Genomic DNA, 22,772 nt, shown 5'->3' on the forward strand with positions numbered 1-22,772 from the left:
CTTAGTCAGCCAGCTGGTAATCGAGGCGCGTTTGCACGCCGCGACGCCAGACAGCGTTGCCGTTCTGGATTTTCGGCTCATACCGCCAGCGTTCCACGGCCCGTACGGAGGAGCGTTCGAACAGGGAGCTGGAGCAATCCAGCGCCACAATGTTCGTCGGCGTCCCGTCCGGAGTCACGTCGAACTGCATCAGGCAGTACCCTTCCGTGCCGCGTTCAGCCGCCCGGGGCGGATATTGCGGCGGGATGCGGACCATCGGTTGGGCGTCACGGTCGGACACGTCAAAGCTGACGTCGCCGCTGCCCAGGTCCGGAGCGTCAAATTCCGGAATTTCACCGGCGATGGTGCTCATGTCTTCAGACGGGACATCAGCCACTTGCCGCTCGATTTGAGGCGGCGGAGGCGGAGGTTCCACGTCGTTCACGTCATCCATCGTCACTTCACGACGACGAACGCTCATATCCTCGACTTCCTCGGAGATAACGATCCGCAGATCATCACCCGCTTCAGGAAGCTCGACTGAATCGGTCACGATCAGTCGCTGCATGAGCATGAACAGCAGGAAGGTGATGACGGCCGCGATAGGCGCACCGACGAGAAGACGGATCAAACTAGCCATATCGTCTCCCTCACTCCTGCGTTGACACTTTGACGGGCACGTCCATGTCCATGAGCAACTCCTGAACATCGAGAACCGTACCGGCCGGAGCGCCAAGATCACCCTGGATCATGGCTTCGGCGCGGGGGTTCTCCTCACGGAGCTGTTCGAACACGTTACGAAGCTGCGAGAGCTCGTAAACGTCCCCATCCACGTAGATTTCGTCATTGGCCGTCACGGCCACGAGCAGGGTCGGCTTCTCACGGTCCCGAAGTTGAGTTTCGGGACGCAGAATGTCGACGCCTGGCTCCTTAACGAACACGGCTGTCACGATGAAAAAGATCAGAAGGATGAACACGACGTCGAGCATCGGGGTCATGTCCAGCTGGACTTCTTCCTCATCGTTGAGCACGCGGCTTTGTCGGCGAGCCATTGCTTGTCTCCTCTCCCGATCCGTTACCCCTCGCCGCTGTCGTGGCGAGAAATTGAGACCGGAATGCTGTTCGCCTTCATCTCATCCCAGATGGTGACGACGGTGCCGTGAAGCGCCTCGTCATACACCTCGATGAGGACCGCGGATTCAGGCTGTTCAGCCCGGATCCGTGACACAGCCGCAAGGACGCGAAGCTCGCTGGTGGGTTCCTGGTTGACGAAGACCTGATTGCGGTCATTCACCTGAACAAGGATCACCGGGTTGCTTTGGTCCGGCTGCTCCGGGGACGGAGGCGGCGGACGCATGTCCACGCCTTCTTCCTGGATGAAGGTGGCCGTAACGATGAAGAAGATGAGTAGGATGAACACGATGTCCAACATCGGCGTCATATCGATGTCGGCCTGATCGTTTCCGCGTTTTGAACGTCTACGCATGGCCTAGTCCACCTCCAGCTCGTCGGCGAGTTCATGGACCTTTTGTTTGGCCATGCGCTCGATCTGGTTGGAGAAAAGCAGTCCGGACAGAGAAGCAACCATGCCCGCCATGGTCGGGATGGTGGCGCGAGCCACCCCCGCCGACATGGCGCGAGCATCGGATGAGCCGGAGATCGACATGACGTCGAACACCGAGACCATCCCGGTCACCGTGCCCAGCAGACCAAAGAGGGGAGCGACCGCGACGAGCGTCTTGATCAGTTCCACATTCTGGTCGGCCTTGGCCTTAACTTCGCTAATGAGCTGATCCCGGATGGCGTGGGCGTGCCAGGAATGGTGGTCGCTACGTGCGCCCCATTCCTGTCTTGCCCGATCGGCCGTGCCCTTATGGGCGAAGCCGAAATACGCCAGACGTTCCAGGATAAACGCCCACATCACGAAGGTCAGGGCCATGATCCAGGTCAGGATCGGACCACCGCGTTCCAGGAATTCCTGGAGACCTGTGAGGGCGCCTGAAATATCCATAGGTCTGTTTCCTTAACCTGCGGATTTCTCTTCGGCGTGACGGGCGATGATGCCAGCAGCTTGTTCTTCCAGGGTCTGCTGTGCGCCACGAGCAAAGCTTGCAGCGAACGAGTGGATGAACAGAAGCGGGATCGCCGCGATCAGACCGGACACCGTGGTCACCAGGGCTTCGGAGATACCGCCGGCCATGATCTTGGGATCGCCGGTGCCGAAGAGGGTGATTTGGGTGAAGGTCCGGATCATGCCGGTCACGGTGCCGAGCAGGCCGAGCAGCGGAGCCACAGCAGCCGCCAGCTTGATGAAGTTCAGGCCGAACTCGAGTTTCGGAGTCTCACGAAGGATCGCTTCGTCGACTTTCAGCTCGATGGTCTCGGTCGGACGATCCTTGACTTCCTCATACGCCAGCATGATGCGGCCCAGCGGGTTGGAGTTCGACGCGGTCGAACGACGCTTCTGGGCGTTGATGGCGGACGTGGTCAGCAGCAGGCTCACCAGACGGAACAGACCGAAAGCAGCCGAGAAGATCAGCAGGACGGCGATAATCTTTGCGACGATGCCGCCTTGCTCGAAACGCTCGGACAGGCTCGGCACGTCACGGTAGATGCGCAGCAGCGCGCCACGGGACGGGTCGACCGGACCGGAGACGATTTCGCCCGGCTCAGCATTGATCAGGTTGGACGCCGCGCTCAGCAGACGAGCCGGAGGCTGACGCTCGAGGTTCGCCAGACGGTAGCCGGCGGCGGTGTTGTTTTCGTCGGAGGTCCACTGCACGAAGACCGGGCCGCCATCATTGGCCATGGCGATGAACGGACCCACGCGGGTCACGGCCACCGGCTGACCTTCGTTCAGACCCAGCACGCGGGTGTTGAACGTGGTGACCTGAGCCTGGGCTTCCATCTCGTTGACGACGGTCTGCCAGATGGAATCAAGTTCGTAGCGCTCCGGCAGGGTGCGGCTCTGGGCCAGTTCCTGCAGCGGCTCGGCGCGGCCCGGGTACTGGGCGGACACGAGGGAGGCTTCGATGGTGGAGCCGAATTCGCCAGCAGCCTGACGGGCGGCGCCGAACAGTTCACCGAAAGCGCCTTGCGCTTCACGCAGCTGGGCGTCCAGCTCGGCGATCTGCTGGTCGTTGGCGTCGAACTGGGCTTGCAGACGCTCGGACTGGGCTTCCAGGGAAGCCAGTTCGTTGCGGGCCTGGCTCAGCAGGGCGGACTGGCGGTCGCGCTCGGAGCGGAACTCCTGCAGGCGACGCTGGTTCTCAGCCTGTGCATCACGGCTGTCCGCACGGACGCGCTCAAGCAGCTGGGAAATGGAGGTGACCGGTTCGCGGTCGGCTTGTGCGAAGGCCGGAGCCGACGCCGCACCGGCGATCAGCGAGACGGCCGCAATCGAGGTAAGAATGCGTTTCATCGTAAGAATCTCCCGTCTCAACTACTGTGCCGTCGGGCCCGGCAGAGGGGCCTCGAACACTTCCGGGGTGGTCACTTCGTCTGCGATCCGGAAGGCGCGCAGAACATTGTTCGCCATGGAGGACGGCACCGGACGCCAGGTCTGGTTGTCGTGGGTCATGATGGCGAGGTCGCCGCCGACCTGACGGATCATGGCCACGCGGCCGATCTGCAGGATGCGGGCTTCTTCCGGAACGCCGTCCACGAGCACTTCCTCGGTGTAGGAGTTCAGCGAACGACCATACGCAGATTCAATCTCGAAGGCGTTCAGCAGCAGGCGGTATTTCTCGGCGGGAGACACGTCAGCCTCGCCCAGAACGTCGCGGATGCTGTCCAGGCGCTCGGTGCGCTGTTCCATGCGGAACGGCAGGTCAGACGAGATGAAGTCTTCCAGTGCGTTGAACATTTCCAGCATCATCGGGGCGAGATCGACTTCGATGTTGCCCACGCGCTCGAGCTGGCCTTGCAGGCCGGCGAGCTCGTTTTCCTGCGAGCGCAGGAACACGTTTTGCTGCGCGATGAAGACGCGCTGGGATTCGATCTGCTCACGAACCGCCAGGTATTCGCGTTCCGCGTTGTCGGCGGCGTCCGCCAGCGTGTTGATCTGCTCTTGAGCCCGAGCACCGTCCTGAGTGGACTGACGCGCCACTTCAAGCGCTCGGTCGAGCTGCGCATGCGCAGCGCCCGCAACAACGAGCGCGGCGGCGCTCGCCGCAAGCGTCGTGCGGATTCCTTTGAACGTCATGGACATATTTTGCCTCACAGTAGCCGGCGCGATCACAATGACTGCGCGCTCCGTTTCCCTCGCTTAATCGGTGCGCCGATCGTCTCCGCGACGGCATCGGCCCCCCAAAAACACAAATACCGCGGCGCACCGCGCGATGACGCCTGAACTTCAGGCGCCAATAAACAAGTAAACGAGACCGACGTCGCAGGACGTCGCCCTCATCAAGGTAACGCGGCGTGGACCGCCGTCTCTATAGTTTGGATGAACGCTAGCACCGGCTGAGTTCGCCGATCAACCGCTCAAACACGATCAGCCCTGCCTGTGGCGGGGGTGTTTTAAGCTTCTAGCGTCAGACCATCATGGTTTTACGACGGCGCTCCGTATTACGGGATCGTCAGAAATAGCATGTGAATCAACGCCAATTTGACGCAGGCGGACGCACGGACATGACGCGGGAGGCGGACAATGAATCGCCTGCGACATTAACTGCAATTGCTTGATTTGGAGACGTTAAGCATGTGCGCGTGGCGCCAACGCAACGCGCAAAACGCTGCATGACAGCGTTATAATACCATACGTGTGCAGGAAAAGTTGGCTGGGGCGCCAGGATTCGAACCTGGGAATGGCGGTACCAAAAACCGCTGCCTTACCGCTTGGCCACGCCCCAACCGTGTGACCGCTTGGTCACGGGACGCGGTATGTATCCCGGCCCGAGACAGGATGCAACGCCCCTGCTGCACTTTCATTCAGCTGCATTCCAGCTGCGAAGAGATCATTGCCTTTTTCAGGAGCTTCGGTCTATAAGCCCGGCCTCGGTTCGGAGTATAGCTCAGCCTGGTAGAGCACTGTCTTCGGGAGGCAGGGGTCGCAGGTTCAAATCCTGCTACTCCGACCATCTATTTCCCGCCCTGTTTACAGGACATGCGCGCCCTCCTTTCGGAAGGCGCGTTTTTGTTTGCGCCAACAGCTGTGAGTCGCGTCTGCGCCACACTTCACCGCGCTCCGCCCTCTGCCCTTACAAGCGCAGTCGACCCGGCCCCTCCCCGACGTTAAGATTTCGGAAAGGTTGAGGGGGCGTGCAGGCAAGCCTGCGCGAGGGGCATGAAACAATTCTGGCTGACATTCTTCGGATCCATCGCGGGCGTGCTGGCAGGCGCCTTGATCTGCGTGGTCTTCCTCCTGTTCCTGATCGGAGGCCTGATCAGCGCCGCGATCTCGGACGCCGGTGACGCCGCCCTGCCCGCCCCGTCCGGCGCCATGGTGCTGGAGCTTGATCTGCGCACGCCGCGGCTGGACCAGGCCTCCGCCTCGCCCTTCGCCTTCGCCGAACCCCTGTCCATCGTCGAGCTGTCCCGGGCGCTCGAGCGCGCCCGGACGGATTCGCGAATCTCGGCGGTCTTCGTGCGGGCCAACACCCTGAGTCTTCCCGCCGCACAGGCGGAAGAGATCAACGCCCTGTTCGCCGCCCTGTCAGAGGCCGGCAAACCGGTGATCGCCCACGCCCAGGGGTTCGAGGGGGGATCGATTCTGCCCTATCTGGCCGTTGGCGCGGCCGACGAGATCTGGATGCAGGACAGCGCCAGCTTCACCGCCGTCGGCCTGTCGGTGGAAACCCTGTTTCTGGGCGGCCTGTTCGAGCAGATCGGCGTTGAGCCGCAAATGGTCCAGCTGCACGAGTACAAGAACGCCGCCGACACCCTGACCCAAGCGGGCTATACTGACGCCCACCGCGAAGCCACACTAAGCTGGCTGGGCTCGATCCAGGACAGCGCCCTTGCTGACATCGCCCGCGCACGCGATGTCGCCCCGGACACGCTGCGCGCCATTGTCGAGGCTGGCCCCTATTCGGCGGAAGCCGCTCTGGAGCTGGGCCTGATTGACCGGCTGGGCCATGTCGCCGCCGCACGCGACAGCGCGCTGGATCGCGCGGGGCCCAACGCCCGTCTGATCGACATCTCTGTTTACGCCCGGCAGATGACGCCGCCCCCGGCTCCACACGCGCCGGTGATCGCCCTGATCGAAGCGCAGGGCGAGATTGTCACCGGCCCGTCTGAAGCCGGCTTTGGCGCGGTCACTCTGGGCGGAGACACGCTGGCGGACGCGCTGGACGCCGCCGCCCGCGACGCCTCGGTCGCCGCCATCATCCTGCGCATTGATTCCCCCGGCGGATCGGCCATCGCCTCCGACCAGATCTGGGACGCGGTGATGCGCGCCCGCCAGCAGGGTAAGCCGGTCATCGCCTCCATGGGCGCGACTGCGGCCTCCGGCGGCTATTACATCGCCGCACCGGCGGACCGCATCATCGCCAACGCCACTACCCTGACCGGTTCGATCGGCATGTTCGGCGGCAAGCTGGTCGTTGAGGATGCTCTGGGTCGTCTGGGCCTCAATCTCGACCCGCTGTATGTGGGCGGGGAGTATGCCCTCGCCCAATCCTCCGCCCAGCCCTGGAGCGAGAGCCAGGCGGCGGATTTCCGTTCGCTGGCCGAGGATGTGTATGACGACTTCACCCGCAAGGTCGCCCAGGGCCGCGATCTGCCGCTGGCGCGCATCCAGACCCTTGCGCGCGGCCGGGTCTGGACGGGCCGACAAGCGCTCGAGCTGGGGCTGGTGGATGAGATCGGCGGTTTTGACGCCGCCCTGGCCAGCGCCCGCGATCTGGCCGGGCTGAGCGACAGCCAGCCTGTCCGCCTGCAGCGCTACCCTGCGCGTCCGGACGGTCTGGCGGCGCTTCAGGCGCTGTTCGGCGTAGGGGTTGAAAGCGTGGAGAGCGCCGCAGCGCTGAACCAGTTGATGCAGAGCCCCGAGGCGCAAGCGCTGATCCGCGCCCAGTCCCGGATGCAGTCCGGCGGGCAGACGCTGAGCGCGCCGGCGGAAAACCCGCGCTAGCCCAGCACCGCGCCCAGCAGGAACACGGCGAACAAGCCCAGCATCAGCACGAAACCATACATGTTGGTCAGCACGAAGGTGCGCACGGCGGACTGGAAGCGTCCGCGCTCGTAGACGACGCGATGCAGCTTGTAGAGATAGACGTTCGAATAGATCACCATGGCGAAGATCGCCCAGCCGCCGCCGATCAGGATGCTGGCCTGGCTCATGATCGCCATGGCCAGGAACAGCGCGGCATGAAAGTGCAGCGACACGATCATATGGTCGTAAAGATAGAAGCCCCGACGCCAGATATAGACCAGCCCCAGCAAGAGCGCATAGACCGGGACCATCACGAACATGACCCGCGGCACCCAGTCCGCCGCTGAATCCAGCCAGTCGCCCGGATCATCCGCCACATGGGCGAAGCGCTCGCCCAGATACCGCCGGAACTGCAGGGGCCAGATGGTCTCGGGCGCCGCTTCGCCAAAATCCTCTGGCGCAAAGAAGCGCCTGATCCGCTCGCCCTCGACCTGACCGCCGAAGGGGTTGAACTCCCCTTCGCCAGACTGCGCAGCCTCCACCCCATCCCCTGCATCAGGCGAGGCCTCCTCCACCAGGGCGACCTTCTCCTCGACGCTGAGCGCCACCGGATCAGGCTGCAGCACCTGGTAGTCGGCGGGCGGCGCCTTTTCCGGCGTCTCCAGCACCAGCTCGCCGCCGGGATATTTCGGCCCCAACGGCGTCAGATAGGTGATCTCGTCACCCGCCTCTTGCGATTCATTGGACGAGAGACCGCCCAGAAAACCGAGCGTATCGAAGGTGCGCAGCGCAATGGTCGCCTCGTCTTCAGTCATTTCGCCTGCAGAGACCTGCTCGGCGATCCGCTCCCGCGCCTGCTCAATCTCGACCGCAGCCTCGGCCTGAGTGTCGGCGTTGTTCCACCCTTCGCGCATATCGCTGGTCGCCTGGTCGAGCCCGGTGGTCATCGGCACGAGCAGGAAGAAAATCAGCGAGGCGATGATGTAGAGGCGGAAGGGCGGCATGTACCGCATCCGCTTGCCTTTCAGGAAGGCGCGCGTAACGCGCCCCGGAAACAGCAAGAGGGCCGGAATGGTGCGCGCCACCCGGCCATCCAGGGCGAACAGCCCTTCAACAATTTCAGAAAACAGGCCGCGGACCGGCCGGTGGTATTCATCATCGACCTGGCCGCACATATGGCAGACCGGGCCTTCAAGCTTGGTCTCGCAGTTCGCGCAGACGCCTTCAGGCGTATCCGCACGCAGCACTGCGGGACGGGAGGGGCGGCGGCGAGACGATCCCCGGCCCGCCGCCACGCCCATGGCGATGGCATGGTCAGCGACGACTTGCGCCGAAGGATCGAAATTATCGCTCACACGTCGCCCCAGCCCTGTCGCGATTAACCTGCGTCAGCCTTGCACAGGTAACGGGTGCGGTGAATGTGGGTCAGGTTGTCTTCCCAACCGGTCACATTCGGGTTCACCAGCGCCTTGTTCACGTAATAGACGAGCGGCATGTACGGGCTGTCGTCGAGCAGGATCTGCTCGGCGTCAGACAGCAAGTCGCCGCGTTGTTCGGCGTCCAGCGTGCGGTTCGCCTGCTCCACCAGAGCGTCATACTCGGGGTTGGACCAGCGCGAATAGTTCATCGGAACCGAATCCGTCTCGCCCAGGAACAGGAAGTTGTAAGCGTCGTTGTAATCGCCGATCCAGCCGCCATCGCCCAGCGAGAAGTCACCGGCGCGCAGGTTGGCGTAGTGGATCTGGGTCTCGATGCCCACGATCTCCGGACGCACCCAGTCTGCAATCAGCGCCCAGTCCTGCTGGACCACCGGCGCCACCCGCGGATTGTCGCCCGTGGTGCGGTGGGAGTATTCGAACACCAGCGGGTTTTCAGGACCGTAGCCGGCTTCGATCAGCAGCTCGCGCGCCATCTCGCGGCGCTCTTCAACCGGAATCTCTTCCCAGCTCACATGCGCATCGCCCGGATAGGCGTTCACGCCCGGCGGCACGAAGGAATAGGCCGGGATCTGGCCGGCGCGCAGGATGTCATTGGCGATAAAGTCACGATCGACCGCCATGGACAGGGCGTTGCGCACGCGCGGATCGTCAAACGGCGCTTCAGTGGTGTTGAAGGCGAAGTAGACGATGCCGAGATAGGGGTGCACCCGCACATAGTCGGGGATCTCACGGCGCAGGAAGTCGAGGTTCTGGCCAGCGAAATCCACGTTCAGGTCCAGCTCGCCATTGCGCACGCGGCGCTCGGCGGCGGGGTTGTCCACGGTCGGGTAGTAGAACACCTCGTCCACGCAGACATTCTCATTGTCCCAGAACAGCGGGTTGCGCTCGACAAGCACGAAGTCGTTGGCGCGCCAGTTCACCAGCTTGTAGGGGCCATTGGTGACGATGTTCTGCGGCTGAACCCACGCATCGCCATATTGCTCCACCACGTGCTGGGGCACGGGGAAGGTGGTGTAGTGGGTCAGAAGGCCCGGCAGGTACGGCGCAGGGAATTCCAGATCGATGCGCAGGGTGTGATCGTCAATGGCGGTCACGCCCAGCTCTTCCGGAGCCAGCTCGCCCGCGTTCACCGCGCGCGCATTCTTGATCGGGTAGAGCAGCGAGGCGTAGTTGGCCAGCGTCGCCGGATCGAGGATGCGGCGGAAGGCGTATTCGAAATCGCCCGCCGTCACCGGCTCGCCATCGCTCCACACCGCATCGCGCAGGGTGAAGGACCAGCTCAGGCCGTCCTCGGTGACATCCCAGTCAGCCGCCATGCCCGGAACTGGCTCTGCATCGGCGTTCTCGGTGAACAGGCCGATCAGCATGTCGCCGATAATGTTGTTTTCCCAGGTGCCCGACGCCTTGTGCGGATCGAGCGTCAGCGGCTCTGCGCCGTTGCCGCGATGCAGCACGACCAGATCACTGTCAGCAGAATCGCCGCCTCCCCCGCATGCGGTGAGGGCGAGCGCGGATGCGCCAGCCGCAAGAAGTAGGCTCAGCTTACGAGTGATGGTCATTATGATCAGGCTCCCCAGTGATCTGTTTTCGCTTCTGCGTGCAATTGACCGCGTTCCATAGCATCATCGCATTCAGAGGATGCTGAACCTAGCCGCCATGCCCAGTCAATTCACCGGGTGATGTAAGCGCTATGGTTGACGCCTTCTTAATTTCCTAGGGAAATGGGTGAGAATTCAAGTGAAAATCGGACGTATCATATGCAACTGAGATCTCTGGCGACCGCTTGCGCCCTGATCAGCGTGAGTTTTCCGGCTCTGGCGCAAGGCGCTGAAACGGAGTCTGAAACCCTGAACCGGCTACTCGCATGTCAGGCGCTGACCGATGACGCCGCCCGCCTCGCCTGCCAGGACGAGCATCTCGCCACACTGGCCGAGGCGACGCAAACCGGCCGCATCGTTGTGGTCGAACGCCAGGCGCTGCGTCAGGTGGAACGCGAGAGCTTTGGTCTCAACCTGCCCAGCGTCGGACGGCTGGGTGGCTTCCTGCGCCGTTCATCCTCTGACACGGCGGACGCCGAACAGGTCGCAGAAGCGGAAACCGAGACGTTCGAAGACGGCTCTGTGGCCACCTATAACGAGGAAGGCTCTCTGGACAGCCTGACCGGACTTCCGGTCGAGGAGGTGGAGACCGTGCGCGGCAAGCTGCGCATCACCCTCGCCAATGGCCAGGTCTGGGCCCAGACCGATTCGACCCGCATTCCGACGATCTCCAATCGCGATGTGCGCAACGGACTGACCGCCGAGATCGAGACCGGCCTGATGGGCGCTCACTTCATGACGCTGAGCAACAACACACGCCGTCGCTTCCGCGCCGAGCGCATTCACTAGGCGCGCGCCTTCAGACAAGGAAAAAGCGGCGCTGGTTCAGCGCCGCTTTTTTTGTGTCCGTACCTGAGGCCTCGGCCTAGCGATCCTTGGGATCGATGGCGTCGCGCAGGCCGTCGCCGATGAAGTTGAAGCAGAACAGCGTCAGCATCATGGTCAGCGCCGGGAAGATCAGCGTCCAGGGTGCGATTTCCATATCGCGGGCGCCGTTCGAGATCAGATTGCCGAGCGAGGTCAGCGGTTCCTGAACGCCGAGCCCGAGGAAGCTCAGGAAGCTTTCCGCCAGGATCACCACCGGAATGGTCAGCGTCACATAGACCACCACAGGGCCCAGCACGTTGGGCACGATATGGCGGCGGATGATGGCGCCCTGGGAGACGCCGGCGGCATGAGCCGCCTCGACGAATTCCATGCTTTTGAGCGCAATGGTCTGGCCGCGCACGATTCGCGCCATGGTCAGCCATTCAACCGCGCCGATGGCGACGAAGATCAGGATGATGTTCCGCCCGAACACCACCATCAGGATGATGACGAAGAAGATGAAGGGCAGCGAGTACAGGATATCCACGACGCGCATCATCAGCTGGTCGAGCTTGCCGCCCACAAAGCCGGCGATCGCGCCCCAGGTCACCCCGATGATCAGAGAGACGAAGGTCGCCACCACGCCCACCATCAAGGACATGCGCAGGCCGACCAGCACGCGGGCGAACAAATCCCGCCCCTGCGCGTCCGTGCCAAAGATATGAAGGTCGGTGAAGGTCGGCGCGATCTGCACCTTGTCACGATAGATGAAGGTGCTGTCGTGAACCCAGAGCAGCGGGCCGACCAGCGCCAGAAGAACCATGACGCCCAGAAGGATCAGGCTGGCGACCGCCGCCTTGTTGCGCAGCAGGCGCGCGCGCGCATCGTCCCAGAGCGAGCGGCCCTTGACGGCGCTCTGTTCCATCAGCTCGGCTTTTTCTTGCGGCGTGGAGGTCAGAACCATCAGTCGAACTTCACTTTGGGATTGAGCACCGCATACAAGAGGTCCGCAATCAGATTGAGAAGGATGATCAGGCTGGCGTACAGGATCACCACGCCCATCACCACGGTGTAGTCACGCTGGAGCGCGGCGAAGACAAACTGTCGCCCGACGCCCGGCAGGGAGAAGACCTGCTCGATCACGATGGAGCCGGTCAGAAGCGCGGCGGTCGCCGGGCCCAGATAGCTCACCAGCGGCAGGATCGCGGCGCGCAGGGCGTGACGGGTGATCACCGCGAACGGGCTCAGACCCTTGGCGCGCGCCGTCCGGATGAAGTTGGAGCGGATCACCTCGATCATGCTCGCGCGCATCAGGCGCGAGATGATGGCGATCTGCGGCAGGGCCAGCGTGATGACCGGCAGGATCAGGCGCTCGACGGTCATGCCGTGTCGCGGATCCAGCCCGCCCGATGGCAGCCAGCCCAGATAGATGCCGATGACCAGCGCCAGAATGGGGCCCACCACAAAGGGCGGGATCACGATGCCCACTGTGGCGAAGCCGACCACCCCGTAATCCAGCGATGTATTTTGCCTGAGCGCGGCTATCGATCCGAGCGCCGTGCCCACAAACACCGCCAGCGCCATCGACAACAGGCCGACAGTGGCCGAAACCGGGAAGCCTTCAGAAATGATCTGGGCGACGGTCTTGTCGCGGAATTTCAGGGACGGGCCGAGATCGAACTTCGCCAGATCGACCAGATAATCGACATATTGCTTGGCGACCGGCTGATCCATGCCGTAGCTCGCCAGCAGGTTCTGACGGGTCTGCTCCGGCATGGGACGTTCGAGGTCGAACGGACCACCCGGCGCAAAGCGCATCATGAAGAACGCCAGCGTGATGATCACCAACAAGGTTGGGATCGCAACGAGAATACGGCGGACGATGTAACCGATCATGGGGCGCTTTTTGACATCTGGATGAAGACCGCTTTGTGGGGGTTACAAACTATCGGATCAAGGACGACCCGCAGTCAGCAACATTTGGAATTATTTTTCAATAGCTTCGCACTCAGTGCATTCACTGTTCCCGATCAGTCTTTGTCCGGACCTTGAGTGCGTTCAGCGTTTGAATCACGCATAATGTCAGCACTGGCGTGAACAGGGCCTGACTGAACCGGACCGTGCGCCTGGGTGTCGAGTCCCATTTTGAGACACCCGATCACGATCGCCGCCATCACCAGAAGGCGCATGCGGCGGCTCAGAAAGATACTGGCGGCGGTCAGGCGTGTCATGGCGAGGTCCTCGGTTTCCAGCTCGGTGACGCACACGAAAGCGTGACGCAAAAAGCGCGCCGGTGTGATGAGGCGTGAATTGCGCCATTCAGGGGCCGCGGTATCGTGTAACCGGAATCAAGAGGGGCGCAGGTATGGCGACGACCGCGTGGTGGCGCGATTTTGAGCTGAACGGACATGTGGTGCAGGTCAGAAAAACCGGCGCCCGCATTCCGATTGATGGCGGCATCGTCTCTGAAGTCCTGTCCTGGCTGACCTATCACCTGCGCATCGAGTTTGAGCGCCAGCGCATCCCGGCCGACGGGCCGCGCGTCTGGTTCACCCCCGACCGCCCCCGGCCCTGGTATCTGATCTGGCCGGTGGCGCAGATGGCGGGCCTCAGACTGGCCAGCAGGCCAGAGGACGCGGACCTCGTGTTCAGCTTCGAGGACCTGACGTGTGTGGAGGCGGCGCAATCGAGCCCCCTGCCCCAGATGAACACGCAGTGCGTGGACGTCTCCAAATCCCGCGTAGCCGCCGTGTTTGAACAGGTGAGCGGCCGGGCGCTGGCGGTGGACCCCGGCGTCTGGAGCGGCCCGATGGTCGCCAAGTCAGAGCTTAACGGCGCCCATGACGGCCAGATCGTGACAGGTCCGACCGCCGCCGAACCCGGCCTCGCCTATCAACGCCTGATCGACAATGTGGCTGAAGATGGCTGCGTGGAGGATCTGCGCTGCCCCACCGTGGGCGGCGATGTACCGGTCGTCTTTCTCAAGCGCCGCCCTGTGGGCGAGCGCTTCGCCAACCACAATACCGAAGTGCGGCTGCTGCACCCCGACGCGGTGTTCTCGGCCGGGGAGCGCGACCTGATCCGCCGCTTCTGCGCCGCCATGAAACTGGACTGGGGCGGCATTGATGTGTTGCGCGACCGCCAGTCCGGCGATCTGTGGATCGTCGATGTGAACAAGACCGATATGGGCCCGCCGATCGCGCTGCCCATGACCGACAAACTCAGCGCCACGCATACGCTGGCGCAAAGCCTGCGCGCCTATGTGGACGCCCGGCTGACCGCTTTGGAGACCTGATATGAGCGCCATCCCCTTCGTCCGCGAGTTCGACTTTGAATACGGACGCTGTGACCAGATGAGCCCGCGCATCCGCCGGGTGATCGCGCCCAATCCGGGCAATTTCACCTATACCGGCACGGGCGTGTTCATCATCGGAACCGGCGAGGTCGCCGTGCTTGATCCCGGCCCCGCCATGGCTGAACACGAAGCCGCGCTCGACAAAGCGCTGGCGGGCGAACGGGTCAGCCATGTCTTCGTCACCCACCATCATCTCGACCACTCCCCCCTCGCCCACACCCTGGCGAACAAGCATGGCTGCAAGGTCTATGGCCGTATGCCCAGGGTGACCGAACCCGAAGGCGGAGAAGTGCGCATGGAAGCGGGCGATGATCTGGGTTTCCGTCCGGACATCCAGATCGAGGATGGCGATGTGTTCGAGGGTCCGGACTGGACGCTGACCGCGCTCCATACGCCGGGGCACACCTCCAACCATCTGTGCTACGCACTGAAGGAAGAGAACGCCCTGTTCTCGGGCGATCATGTCATGGGCTGGTCCACCTCGGTGGTCAGCCCGCCCGATGGCTCCATGAGTGATTACATGGCCCAGCTCAAGCGCATCCGGGCCATGACGTTCGGGACGATCTACCCCACCCATGGCCCGCAGATCACCGATCCGCAGCCGTTTCTGGACGCCTATATCGCCCACCGCGAAGCCCGCGAGGCGCAAGTGCTCAACCAGCTCAAGGACGGTCAGACCACCATCAAGGCCATGGTGGCGGTGATGTATGCTGATGTGGACAAGCGCCTGCACCCGGCCGCCGCCCATTCTGTGCTCGCGCACATGATCCATCTGGTGGAACAGGGCAAGGCGGTCTGCGAGGGCGCGCCGGGGCTCGACACCCCTTACACCCTCGCCTGACGGAAGGGCGGGCGCCTAGGCGCCCTCGCCCAGCGAGCTGCGCAAGCGCGCCTCGAACGCGTCCAGACGGGCGGCGTTCGCACCGAGATCAGAGACGCCCACTCGGCTGACGGACCGGGCGTCGACCCGGCTTCCGCCCTCTTCAAGCGCGGTCACACGCACCACAACATCATCCTTGAAGCCGAACCAGAACGAGGTGTCGGTGGCTTCAAACATGCCCGCTTCGGGCGAGTCCGTGCCGATCTTCCAGCCCATATCCCGCGCCGCATTCAGAGCCGCCTCATAGACCAGCTCGGGCTCGACTGCGAAGATCATCGGCTGGATCTGCGGATAGGCCTCGGCCTGCACTTCGGGCAGCGGACGCTCGGAACGCGGATCGATCTTGCCTTCATACACAACCGGATTGGCGTCCGCGCCACGCCGGTCGATCAGGGCGGCGGAAAATTGCGGCGGGTTCTGGGTGTCGGTGGTGATGTCGTGAATGGGCGGGATGGTCGAGGCGTATTCGCGCACTGACGCCGCGTATCCCAGCCCGCCAGCACCCACGACAATCGCCAGTATGGCGGCGACCCAACCGCCTGCGCCCGGCGCATTCGCCTTGCCGAACACGAAGCGGTAGACGATCAGCAGCACCAGGCTGACAACGCCCGCGCCGAGCGCCGCAAACAGGAAGCGCGGCCCCCATTCAAACGTCATGACGCCCAGACCGAAGCGATAGCTCCACAGCTCGAACCGTGTGCCCAGCGCGCCAGCGGCGAACCAGAGCGGCGTGATAATGGCGAGCGCCGCCGTGACGCCAACCACGAGATGCCGAATGGCGCGAAAAACCGAAATCATGACAAAGCCCCGACTGCCACTGGATGGGTATTTGGATACTCTAGGCCCAAACCCCAGCCGTTTTAAGGATAGAGCCGGCTGACCGACCATGTTTCACGCGAATGTGTCCGTTCGAACACCATCCGGTCGTGCAGACGGAAGGCGCGATCGCGCCAGAATTCGATCCGGTGCGGGTCCAGACGGTAGCCGGTCCAGTTCTCCGGCCGCGGAATATCGCCGATATTGAACTTCGCGGCGTATTGGGCGACGCGCTTTTCCAGCGCGAACCGGCTTTCCAGCTCATGCGATTGCTTGGACGCCCAGGCCCCGATCCGGCTGTCACGGGCGCGAGACTTGAAATAGGCGTCCGCCTCTTCGCTGCTGACCTGGCTGATCGGGCCGCGAATGCGGATCTGGCGGCGCAGGCTCTTCCAGTGAAAACACATGGCCGCATTGGGATTGGCCGCCAGCTGCTGGCCCTTGTTGCTGTCGGTATTGGTGTAGAAAACGAAGCCGCGCGCATCAAAGCCCTTCAGAAGCACCATGCGCACATCCGGCAGGCCGTCCGCGTCCGCCGTGGCCACCGCAACCGCATTGGGGTCATTGGGCTCTTTGGCCTTCGCATCCTCAAGCCAGTGCTCAAAAAGGGCGAACGGGTCCTCGCGCGCAAAGATGTCTTCGGGCGGGTTCGTCTCGGACTGTTCATAGTCGCTCTGGCTGGGACTGGGCGGGATAACGGGCTTGTCGCTCATAGGACGGCTCCTGTGGCCCCCAAGAAATGATGGCTCTGAGTTAGTCGCATCCTCGGGAAGGTCAACGATTCGACAATAAAAGCCGTTTAATATGTGCACCATGAGTGAGCCGCACGAAGCGATAGTCAAAGCGTACAAGGTGTTCGGCCTTGAAGGCGACGAGGATTTCTCCGTCGTCCGTGACCGCTTTCGCACCGTGATCAAGGATGTTCACCCTGACACCGCCGCCTCCAGCGACGCCAAGACGGTGGCCAAGCTCCAGCGCATGCTGAAGGCGTATGAAGTGCTGCGCCGCTTCGCACCGCGCCGGCACGACATCACCATCACGCCTGAAGAAGCGCGCAAGGGCGGCATCCGCACCATCAAGATTCAGGACCGCGAGGCCATGATCCGCGTGCCGGTGGCGGTGAAGAACGGCACCGTCGTGGTGCCCATCGGGGACCCGCTCTGGCGCGTGCACATCAAGGTGCAGGACGTGATGGTGGACGCCGACCTCAACCAGCAGGGCGAAGCCGAGCTCAAGCGCCTGGCCGCCATGAAACAGAAGTTCGAGGACACCAAGGTTGAGGAAGACGCCGAGGCGCACACCAACCTTCTCAAGGCTTTCTGCGAGCGCTTTGTGAAAGCCTCGCCCGCCGCCCGCTTCGCCAAATGGGTTCGCGGCGGCAGCAACGCGGCGTGACGCCTGCGCAAAGCCTCTCTAGAGTGCTGCGCCTGTAACGAATTCTGCCTGGCGTCTGTTCAATGTCCCACAATAGCTTCGGTCATCTGTTCCGCTTCACCACCTGGGGCGAAAGCCACGGGCCCGCGCTCGGCTGCGTCATTGACGGTTGCCCCGCCGGGATCAAGCTGACCGAAGCCGATATTCAGCCCTGGCTGGACCTGCGCAAGCCCGGCACCTCGCGCCATGTCACCCAGCGCCGCGAAGCCGATGAGGTGAAGATCCTCTCTGGCGTGTTCGAGGATGAGCGCACGGACGGTCAGGTCACGACAGGCGCACCCATTTCGCTGATGATCGAGAATACCGACCAGCGCTCGAAAGACTATTCCGACATTCGCGACAAATGGCGTCCCGGCCACGCCGATTACGCCTATGACGTCAAATATGGCGTGCGCGATTATCGCGGCGGCGGGCGCTCGTCGGCGCGTGAAACCGCCGCCCGTGTCGCCGCGGGCGCCGTCGCCCGAAAGGTGCTGGGTGATGAGATCACGATCCGCGCCGCCCTCGTCCAGATTGGCGACCGCAAGATCGACCGCGCCCGCTGGGACTGGGATCAGGTCCGCGAGAACGATTTCTTTTGCCCCGATGCCGAGACCGCCAAGCTCTGGGAAACCGATATGGACCAGATCCGCAAGGATGGCAGCTCGGTCGGCGCCCTGATTGAAGTGGTCTGCTCGAACGTGCCCGCAGGCTGGGGCGCGCCGGTCTATGGCAAGCTCGATGCGGACATGGCGAGCGCCATGATGTCGATCAACGCCGCCAAGGCCGTCGAGATCGGTGCGGGGCTCGAGGCCGCCGCCCTGCGCGGCGAAGACGCCGCCGACCAGATGCGCCTCGGGCCCGATGGTCAGCCGCACTTCCTGTCCAACAATAATGGCGGGGTTCTGGGCGGCATCTCCACGGGTCAGGAACTGGTGATCCGCGTCGCGATCAAACCCACCTCCTCGATCCGCATTCCGCGCCAGACCCTGACGAAAGACCTGCAGGAAACCGAAGTGGTCACCAAGGGCCGCCACGACCCTTGTGTCGGCATTCGCGGCGTCCCCGTCGCCGAAGCCATGGCCGCCCTGGTGCTCGCCGATCACAAGCTCCGCGCAGCGGCGTATCGGTAAGACTTACAACACGCCCTCTTTCCCGGCGAAGGCCGGGATCCAGAGATCATCAAATGCTGCGGGTCCGGCTCTGGGCCCCGGCCTTCGCCGGGGAAGAGGAAGTTTCTATTGCCTGTCATCCCCCGCTTCATGCGGGGGATCCATTCCGGTTGGCGCGATCACAGGTCACGGCATGGATTCACCGGATGAACCGGTGAATGACAGTTTGAGAGAACTGAGAGCCCCCATCGTCACCCCGGACGCCGTAGCTGGCCCGGGATGACGGGAAGCGTGATGCGCTTACGTCCCTTGAGACAGGCGACACGAGATATGGTCGTGCATGTCCCAGTCAAATCTGATCCCGGCTCCCGGGTTCGAGTTCATATAGCCGTCAGAAAGCGCCAAATCGAGCTTCTGCAAGTCAGAGGGCAGAACCCTGTCAGCGATCACGCACTCAAAACTGATGGTCTCGGCCATTTCATTGATGAGCACGCCGCCGGACAGACAGGTTTCAATTGGCAAATGCAGGGTCGCGCTGCCATGGCCATATCGCGTCAGCTCGAGAAAGAGCTCTGAATAGCCCGCAGCACCGCCTCCACGTTCCAGAGATATGCTCGCACTCAACGCCTGATTGCTGTCAGTACAGGAACTGACCCTCTCGCCGCACGCGGGCAGGAACAGCAGCAGGGAAAAGAGGGCGACGCGCCTCATCCCTACCGTCTCCGGAACACCGCCACCGACTCCACATGGCCGGTCCATTTGAACTGATCGACCGGAGTGACGGGCCCCATCTTGTAGCCGCCCTCGATCAGGATGGCGGCATCGCGGGCGAAGGTGGCCGGGTTACACGAGATCGAGACGATCACCGGCACCATGCTGTCAGACAGGCGTTCAGCCTGGGCTTTCGCGCCCGCCCGCGGCGGGTCGATGACGACCAGCGACGTGCCTTCAAGCTCCTTGGGGGTGATCGGTTCAAGCGCCAGATCGCGCACCCGAGCATCCACGGGTTTCAGCCCCGGCGTGCGTTGGGCGGCGCGTTGCAAAGCGTGCAGCAGCCCGCTTTCCCCTTCCACGGCCAGCACCGGCATGGTCCGCGCCAGACGCAGCGCGAAGGCGCCCGCGCCCGCAAACAGGTCCGCGGCCTTGAACGGGCCCTTGCCCTCAAGGCTTTTCACCGCTTCATCCACAAAGCTCGCCAGCACCGCTTCGCCCTCGGCGGTGGCTTGCAGGAAGCCGCCGGGCGCAGGGGTGACTTTCGTATCGCCAAATTTGACGACCGGGGCCTCGAACTCGATCAGCGGGTCGCCGCCAATGGTGACGCGGGTCCAGTTATACTTGCCCGCCAGCTCCGCCCCGGCTTCACGCAGAGCCAGGCTGATCTCCTTGACGCCTTGAACGGAGACATCGAGCCCCGGTTCGCAATCGAGCACATGAATGTCGATCCGGCCCTTCTTGGGCGTCGCGACTTCAGCCAGCTTGCGCAGGCCCGGCACGGAGGCGCGCAGGCCCGGCGTTGAAACCGGGCAATCGGTGATGTCGACAATCTTGTCGCCAGCGCGTTCGGCAAAGCCGACCACCAGCTTGGCGCCGAAGCGTTGGGCGTGCAGCGTCATGCGGCGACGGCCCTCGCCATGGGCGTCCACCAGCATGCGCACCTCGGCATGGACGCCCGCTTTCTCGAGCGCATCCACTACGAGGTGGCGCTTCCACAGCTTGTAGGCGCTTTCTTCAAAATGCTGCAGCGAGCAACCGCCACAGCGTTCGGCCACCGGGCAGAAGGGCTCGACCCGATCGGGGCTGTTGCTGACCCGTTCAAGCACGCGCCCGCGCTGGCCCTGCACTTCCACCTTCGCGCCTTCGCCCGGCAGCAATCCGGGGGTGAAGACAGGGCCCGCCATGACGGCGTCCCCCCGCGCGCCGAGGCTCTCGGCGATCAGGGTTTCCACATGGACGGGTTTGGGGGCGGCTTTGCGACGTCTGTTCATGAGCATGCTGATGCCGGGCGCAGGCGATGCGGTCAAGCGCCCAGAGCAAGCCGCGCCCGGAGCCGTTTTCTGACAAACGTGTTCATGTCCGGCTCAGCTTCGGGGCTTTAGGGTTTGTTTACGTTACGGGCACGCCCCGCCACAGCACAGGAAAGGGCCATCCTCATGCGCCTGAAAACCCTCGTCGCCACATGCCTGCTCTCGTCCGCTCTCGTGACGCCGGGCCTTGTGTTCGCGCCGTCCGCCTATGCCGCGGACGCCGTCATCGAAACCGTCCAGCAAGAGCGCCAGGAACGCCGGGCCGATCGTCGCGAGCAGCGACGTGAATCGCGCGGTGACCGGCGGGAAGATCGTCGCGATGCGCGGGGCGACCGTCGGGGTGAACGACGCGAAGCCCGTGGGGACCGACGCGAAGACCGGCGCGAGGGGCGCCGGGACCGGCGCGACGATGGCGGCGATCAACGCCGCCATCGTCAGCCCGATCAGCGCCCGCCCCATCAGGACCGGGAGCGGGGACGCGAGCATGACCAGCGCCGCGACGGACGCGGGCATGACGACCGGCGCGACCATCATCGCGAGTCCCGGCCCGATCACGGCCGAAACCCGCATTGGGACAATCGTCGGGACCGCCGGGATCATTTCGACCGCCGCGACCAGCGTCGCTGGGGGCATGAGGATCGCCGCGGTCATAACCGCCGCTACTCCCCGCCGCCGCGCCGGGTGATCCATTATCATGTGGACCGCCGCCCCGATTACGGTCGCAGCTGGCGCTATCATGACAGCTATCGCCGCTATAACAGCCACCAGTTCTATTACACCGACCAGTTCTGCCGCGCCGATGGCGATGCGGTGATCGCGGGCGCGCTGATCGGCGCCCTTCTGGGCGGGGTCGCCGGTGACGGGGATGGCGGCGCGCTGCTGGCGGGCGGTCTTGTCGGCGCGGGCCTGGGCGCAGCGCTTAACGATTGTGACCGCGGCCAGTACCGTTATGGCCTTCAATCCGCCTTTGTCAGCGATCAACCCTATTACTGGGCCAACCCCTATTCAGGCGTGCGCGGCGTTGTGCGCGCCGGGGACTGGCACCGCTGGGGGCCGCGCCAGTGCCGCTGGGGCGACGCCGAGATTTTCCTGCCCAATGGCCGGGTCACCTATGACCGCGTGCGCATGTGCCAGGACGCCTATGGTCGCTGGGAAGTGGCGCACCGCCAGTAATCTGGCTATAACTTTCGTGGCTTGACGCACTCTCTCGCGCCCGGCCGCTGTTCCGAACGGACGCTCTATCCGGGTCGGAACCTTCCGGCGCCTGTGGGGACAGACGCCGGGGACAGGAACGGGCCCGCCATGTCTTTATGGCGGGCCCGTTTTTGTCTCCCCGCATCACACCATCACGCAATCGCCCCAAACCGTTCATCCTGGGCTCATGGCGACTGGCTTAAGGTTTGCGTAACGTCAGACACCGGCGCCAGATCGCGCCAGAACTGGAGGGTCCAACATGATCCGTTCGCGTTTCGCCATTTCCGCCCTGACGGGCGCCGCCCTGCTGCTGCCGCTCGCCGCCGCCGGCGCGCAGGCGCAGACCTATCGCTCCTATTCCGCTCAACAGCCCCAGACCACGCAAAGCTATGAGCAATGCGTCGCCGCCCAGCGCAACCGCCAGGTCGCCGGCGCGGTTCTGGGCGGGGTTCTGGGCGCCGTGGTCGGCGCGGAGATCCATGACGACCGCCAGGACCGGGACCGCGAGCGTCACTACAATGACCGCAACCGTCACCGCGACCATTACGGACGGGGCTCACGCCGGGGCGACCGCTATGATCGCCGGGGCCGGGGTCGCTATGAGGAAGACGGCAATGATGGCGCGGTTCTGGCCGGCGCCGGCATTGGCGCCCTCGCCGGCGCCGCCGTCGCGGGCCGCTCCAATGGCTGCGAGCATCTGCGCAATACCGGCTATGGCTATGACAATGGCTACGGCAATAGCGGGTATTCCAACAGCGGTTACGACAATGGCTATGGCTATGACGACGGATATGGCCAGCAAGGCTATTCCTATCCGTCTTCCAACTCCGGCGAGCTTCTGGGCGGGGAAAGCTATGGCTATGACGAGCCGGCCCAGCCCTATCAGAACCAGCCCTACCAGCCGCAAACCCAACCGGGCTATGACAGCCGCACCTATACCGCCAGCGCCAGCGCGCCCCGCGCAAACGCTTGCCGGAACATGCAATCGGGCAATGGGTCGGTGACCTGGATGTGTCAGGGTACGGATGGCGTCTGGCGCCCCGCCGGAACCTACTGATC

At 63.6% G+C, this 22,772-nt stretch carries 23 protein-coding genes and 2 tRNA genes; 9 read left to right on the top strand and 16 right to left on the bottom strand.

Annotated features, from left to right (window positions below; all coding sequences use genetic code 11):
• Position 1: 1 nt before the first annotated feature.
• From ACFELO_RS09675 to ACFELO_RS09705, 7 genes are all read right to left on the bottom strand, one after another.
• Positions 2-619, bottom strand: coding sequence for an energy transducer TonB (locus ACFELO_RS09675; protein ID WP_440957561.1), 618 nt, complete (start codon positions 617-619; stop codon positions 2-4).
• Positions 620-629: 10 nt separating this feature from the next.
• Positions 630-1,031: an ExbD/TolR family protein gene (locus ACFELO_RS09680; protein WP_440957562.1), complete on the bottom strand. Its 402-nt coding sequence runs from the start codon at positions 1,029-1,031 to the stop codon at positions 630-632.
• A 23-nt stretch (positions 1,032-1,054) separates the two neighbouring features.
• Positions 1,055-1,465: an ExbD/TolR family protein gene (locus ACFELO_RS09685; protein WP_440957563.1), complete on the bottom strand. Its 411-nt coding sequence runs from the start codon at positions 1,463-1,465 to the stop codon at positions 1,055-1,057.
• Between the two features lie 3 nt (positions 1,466-1,468).
• Positions 1,469-1,990, bottom strand: a complete 522-nt coding sequence (locus ACFELO_RS09690) for a MotA/TolQ/ExbB proton channel family protein (RefSeq protein WP_440957564.1) — start codon at positions 1,988-1,990, stop codon at positions 1,469-1,471.
• A 12-nt stretch (positions 1,991-2,002) separates the two neighbouring features.
• Positions 2,003-3,400: a MotA/TolQ/ExbB proton channel family protein gene (locus tag ACFELO_RS09695; RefSeq protein ID WP_440957565.1), complete on the bottom strand. Its 1,398-nt coding sequence runs from the start codon at positions 3,398-3,400 to the stop codon at positions 2,003-2,005.
• A gap of 21 nt (positions 3,401-3,421) precedes the next feature.
• Positions 3,422-4,183: a DUF3450 domain-containing protein gene (locus ACFELO_RS09700; protein ID WP_440957566.1), complete on the bottom strand. Its 762-nt coding sequence runs from the start codon at positions 4,181-4,183 to the stop codon at positions 3,422-3,424.
• 574 nt (positions 4,184-4,757) lie between these two features.
• Positions 4,758-4,832 (bottom strand) — tRNA-Gln (locus tag ACFELO_RS09705).
• Between the two features lie 151 nt (positions 4,833-4,983).
• Here ACFELO_RS09705 and ACFELO_RS09710 point away from each other — a divergent pair.
• Both ACFELO_RS09710 and ACFELO_RS09715 read left to right on the top strand, forming a co-directional pair.
• Positions 4,984-5,060, top strand: a tRNA-Pro gene (locus tag ACFELO_RS09710).
• 206 nt (positions 5,061-5,266) lie between these two features.
• Positions 5,267-7,054: a S49 family peptidase gene (locus tag ACFELO_RS09715; protein WP_440957567.1), complete on the top strand. Its 1,788-nt coding sequence runs from the start codon at positions 5,267-5,269 to the stop codon at positions 7,052-7,054.
• On the opposite strand, the gene ACFELO_RS09720 is transcribed toward ACFELO_RS09715, so the two are convergent.
• Together ACFELO_RS09720 and ACFELO_RS09725 are read right to left on the bottom strand one after the other, a co-directional pair.
• Complete coding sequence (locus tag ACFELO_RS09720) at positions 7,051-8,430, bottom strand: DUF3667 domain-containing protein (RefSeq protein WP_440957568.1); 1,380 nt, start codon at positions 8,428-8,430, stop codon at positions 7,051-7,053. The two genes, ACFELO_RS09715 and ACFELO_RS09720, sit on opposite strands and share 4 nt — an antisense overlap.
• Positions 8,431-8,453: 23 nt before the next feature.
• On the bottom strand, positions 8,454-10,073 hold the full coding sequence (locus tag ACFELO_RS09725) for a peptide ABC transporter substrate-binding protein (RefSeq protein WP_440957569.1): 1,620 nt from the start codon (positions 10,071-10,073) through the stop codon (positions 8,454-8,456).
• A gap of 198 nt (positions 10,074-10,271) precedes the next feature.
• Between ACFELO_RS09725 and ACFELO_RS09730 the strand changes: the two genes are divergently transcribed.
• Positions 10,272-10,901: a hypothetical protein gene (locus tag ACFELO_RS09730; protein WP_440957570.1), complete on the top strand. Its 630-nt coding sequence runs from the start codon at positions 10,272-10,274 to the stop codon at positions 10,899-10,901.
• Positions 10,902-10,977: 76 nt separating this feature from the next.
• Here the strand turns inward: ACFELO_RS09730 and ACFELO_RS09735 are convergent, their stop codons facing one another.
• The 3 genes from ACFELO_RS09735 to ACFELO_RS09745 all read right to left on the bottom strand — a co-directional run bounded on the left by ACFELO_RS09735 (position 10,978) and on the right by ACFELO_RS09745 (position 13,201).
• The gene (locus ACFELO_RS09735) at positions 10,978-11,883 is read right to left on the bottom strand and encodes an ABC transporter permease subunit (RefSeq protein WP_440957571.1); all 906 of its coding nucleotides are present in this window, start codon (positions 11,881-11,883) and stop codon (positions 10,978-10,980) included.
• Positions 11,883-12,815, bottom strand: a complete 933-nt coding sequence (locus ACFELO_RS09740; protein ID WP_440957572.1) for an ABC transporter permease subunit — start codon at positions 12,813-12,815, stop codon at positions 11,883-11,885. Before ACFELO_RS09740 ends, ACFELO_RS09735 begins: the two co-directional genes overlap by 1 nt.
• Before the next feature lie 134 nt (positions 12,816-12,949).
• Positions 12,950-13,201 carry a hypothetical protein gene (locus tag ACFELO_RS09745; RefSeq protein ID WP_440957573.1) on the bottom strand — a complete coding sequence of 84 codons (252 nt, stop codon included), beginning with the start codon at positions 13,199-13,201 and terminating at the stop codon, positions 12,950-12,952.
• Positions 13,202-13,284: 83 nt separating this feature from the next.
• Between ACFELO_RS09745 and ACFELO_RS09750 the strand changes: the two genes are divergently transcribed.
• Together ACFELO_RS09750 and ACFELO_RS09755 are read left to right on the top strand one after the other, a co-directional pair.
• Positions 13,285-14,214 carry a hypothetical protein gene (locus ACFELO_RS09750; RefSeq protein WP_440957574.1) on the top strand — a complete coding sequence of 310 codons (930 nt, stop codon included), beginning with the start codon at positions 13,285-13,287 and terminating at the stop codon, positions 14,212-14,214.
• Position 14,215: 1 nt separating this feature from the next.
• A complete protein-coding gene (locus ACFELO_RS09755) occupies positions 14,216-15,115 on the top strand; it encodes an MBL fold metallo-hydrolase (protein WP_440957575.1) in 900 nt (299 codons plus the stop codon).
• A 15-nt stretch (positions 15,116-15,130) separates the two neighbouring features.
• Here ACFELO_RS09755 and ACFELO_RS09760 read toward each other — a convergent pair whose 3' ends face one another.
• Together ACFELO_RS09760 and pdxH are read right to left on the bottom strand one after the other, a co-directional pair.
• The gene (locus ACFELO_RS09760) at positions 15,131-15,952 is read right to left on the bottom strand and encodes a DUF1499 domain-containing protein (RefSeq protein WP_440957576.1); all 822 of its coding nucleotides are present in this window, start codon (positions 15,950-15,952) and stop codon (positions 15,131-15,133) included.
• Positions 15,953-16,014: 62 nt separating this feature from the next.
• On the bottom strand, positions 16,015-16,683 hold the full coding sequence (gene pdxH / locus ACFELO_RS09765) for a pyridoxamine 5'-phosphate oxidase (RefSeq protein ID WP_440957577.1): 669 nt from the start codon (positions 16,681-16,683) through the stop codon (positions 16,015-16,017).
• Between the two features lie 100 nt (positions 16,684-16,783).
• Here pdxH and ACFELO_RS09770 point away from each other — a divergent pair, with 100 nt between their 5' ends.
• Both ACFELO_RS09770 and aroC read left to right on the top strand, forming a co-directional pair.
• Positions 16,784-17,365: a DnaJ domain-containing protein gene (locus tag ACFELO_RS09770; protein WP_440957578.1), complete on the top strand. Its 582-nt coding sequence runs from the start codon at positions 16,784-16,786 to the stop codon at positions 17,363-17,365.
• Between the two features lie 62 nt (positions 17,366-17,427).
• Positions 17,428-18,516, top strand: a complete 1,089-nt coding sequence (gene aroC / locus ACFELO_RS09775; protein WP_440957579.1) for a chorismate synthase — start codon at positions 17,428-17,430, stop codon at positions 18,514-18,516.
• Between the two features lie 279 nt (positions 18,517-18,795).
• On the opposite strand, the gene ACFELO_RS09780 is transcribed toward aroC, so the two are convergent.
• Both ACFELO_RS09780 and ACFELO_RS09785 read right to left on the bottom strand, forming a co-directional pair.
• The gene (locus ACFELO_RS09780; RefSeq protein ID WP_440957580.1) at positions 18,796-19,206 is read right to left on the bottom strand and encodes a hypothetical protein; all 411 of its coding nucleotides are present in this window, start codon (positions 19,204-19,206) and stop codon (positions 18,796-18,798) included.
• 2 nt (positions 19,207-19,208) lie between these two features.
• Positions 19,209-20,480 (bottom strand): class I SAM-dependent RNA methyltransferase, encoded by a 1,272-nt coding sequence (locus tag ACFELO_RS09785; RefSeq protein ID WP_440957581.1) that lies wholly within the window; start codon positions 20,478-20,480, stop codon positions 19,209-19,211.
• A 165-nt stretch (positions 20,481-20,645) separates the two neighbouring features.
• Between ACFELO_RS09785 and ACFELO_RS09790 the strand changes: the two genes are divergently transcribed.
• Together ACFELO_RS09790 and ACFELO_RS09795 are read left to right on the top strand one after the other, a co-directional pair.
• Entirely contained in the window at positions 20,646-21,692 is a 1,047-nt protein-coding gene (locus tag ACFELO_RS09790) for a hypothetical protein (RefSeq protein WP_440957582.1), read from the top strand.
• 280 nt (positions 21,693-21,972) lie between these two features.
• Positions 21,973-22,770, top strand: a complete 798-nt coding sequence (locus ACFELO_RS09795) for a hypothetical protein (protein WP_440957583.1) — start codon at positions 21,973-21,975, stop codon at positions 22,768-22,770.
• Positions 22,771-22,772 lie beyond the last annotated feature (2 nt).

This window comes from Oceanicaulis sp. LC35 (assembly GCF_052055585.1).
In the GTDB taxonomy this organism is placed as follows: Bacteria; Pseudomonadota; Alphaproteobacteria; order Caulobacterales; family Maricaulaceae; genus Oceanicaulis.

Excerpts from the sequence above, each read along its gene's own strand:
- ACFELO_RS09675 (WP_440957561.1), bottom strand. The coding sequence starts at position 619 with ATGGCTAGTTTGATCCGTCTTCTCGTCGGTGCGCCTATCGCGGCCGTC.
- ACFELO_RS09680 (WP_440957562.1), bottom strand. The coding sequence starts at position 1,031 with ATGGCTCGCCGACAAAGCCGCGTGCTCAACGATGAGGAAGAAGTCCAG.
- ACFELO_RS09685 (WP_440957563.1), bottom strand. The coding sequence starts at position 1,465 with ATGCGTAGACGTTCAAAACGCGGAAACGATCAGGCCGACATCGATATG.
- ACFELO_RS09690 (WP_440957564.1), bottom strand. The coding sequence starts at position 1,990 with ATGGATATTTCAGGCGCCCTCACAGGTCTCCAGGAATTCCTGGAACGC.
- ACFELO_RS09695 (WP_440957565.1), bottom strand. The coding sequence starts at position 3,400 with ATGAAACGCATTCTTACCTCGATTGCGGCCGTCTCGCTGATCGCCGGT.
- ACFELO_RS09700 (WP_440957566.1), bottom strand. The coding sequence starts at position 4,183 with ATGACGTTCAAAGGAATCCGCACGACGCTTGCGGCGAGCGCCGCCGCG.
- ACFELO_RS09715 (WP_440957567.1), top strand. The coding sequence starts at position 5,267 with ATGAAACAATTCTGGCTGACATTCTTCGGATCCATCGCGGGCGTGCTG.
- ACFELO_RS09725 (WP_440957569.1), bottom strand. The coding sequence starts at position 10,073 with ATGACCATCACTCGTAAGCTGAGCCTACTTCTTGCGGCTGGCGCATCC.
- ACFELO_RS09730 (WP_440957570.1), top strand. The coding sequence starts at position 10,272 with ATGCAACTGAGATCTCTGGCGACCGCTTGCGCCCTGATCAGCGTGAGT.
- ACFELO_RS09735 (WP_440957571.1), bottom strand. The coding sequence starts at position 11,883 with ATGGTTCTGACCTCCACGCCGCAAGAAAAAGCCGAGCTGATGGAACAG.
- ACFELO_RS09740 (WP_440957572.1), bottom strand. The coding sequence starts at position 12,815 with ATGATCGGTTACATCGTCCGCCGTATTCTCGTTGCGATCCCAACCTTG.
- ACFELO_RS09750 (WP_440957574.1), top strand. The coding sequence starts at position 13,285 with ATGGCGACGACCGCGTGGTGGCGCGATTTTGAGCTGAACGGACATGTG.
- ACFELO_RS09755 (WP_440957575.1), top strand. The coding sequence starts at position 14,216 with ATGAGCGCCATCCCCTTCGTCCGCGAGTTCGACTTTGAATACGGACGC.
- ACFELO_RS09760 (WP_440957576.1), bottom strand. The coding sequence starts at position 15,952 with ATGATTTCGGTTTTTCGCGCCATTCGGCATCTCGTGGTTGGCGTCACG.
- pdxH (WP_440957577.1), bottom strand. The coding sequence starts at position 16,683 with ATGAGCGACAAGCCCGTTATCCCGCCCAGTCCCAGCCAGAGCGACTAT.
- ACFELO_RS09770 (WP_440957578.1), top strand. The coding sequence starts at position 16,784 with ATGAGTGAGCCGCACGAAGCGATAGTCAAAGCGTACAAGGTGTTCGGC.
- aroC (WP_440957579.1), top strand. The coding sequence starts at position 17,428 with ATGTCCCACAATAGCTTCGGTCATCTGTTCCGCTTCACCACCTGGGGC.
- ACFELO_RS09780 (WP_440957580.1), bottom strand. The coding sequence starts at position 19,206 with ATGAGGCGCGTCGCCCTCTTTTCCCTGCTGCTGTTCCTGCCCGCGTGC.
- ACFELO_RS09785 (WP_440957581.1), bottom strand. The coding sequence starts at position 20,480 with ATGAACAGACGTCGCAAAGCCGCCCCCAAACCCGTCCATGTGGAAACC.
- ACFELO_RS09790 (WP_440957582.1), top strand. The coding sequence starts at position 20,646 with ATGCGCCTGAAAACCCTCGTCGCCACATGCCTGCTCTCGTCCGCTCTC.
- ACFELO_RS09795 (WP_440957583.1), top strand. The coding sequence starts at position 21,973 with ATGATCCGTTCGCGTTTCGCCATTTCCGCCCTGACGGGCGCCGCCCTG.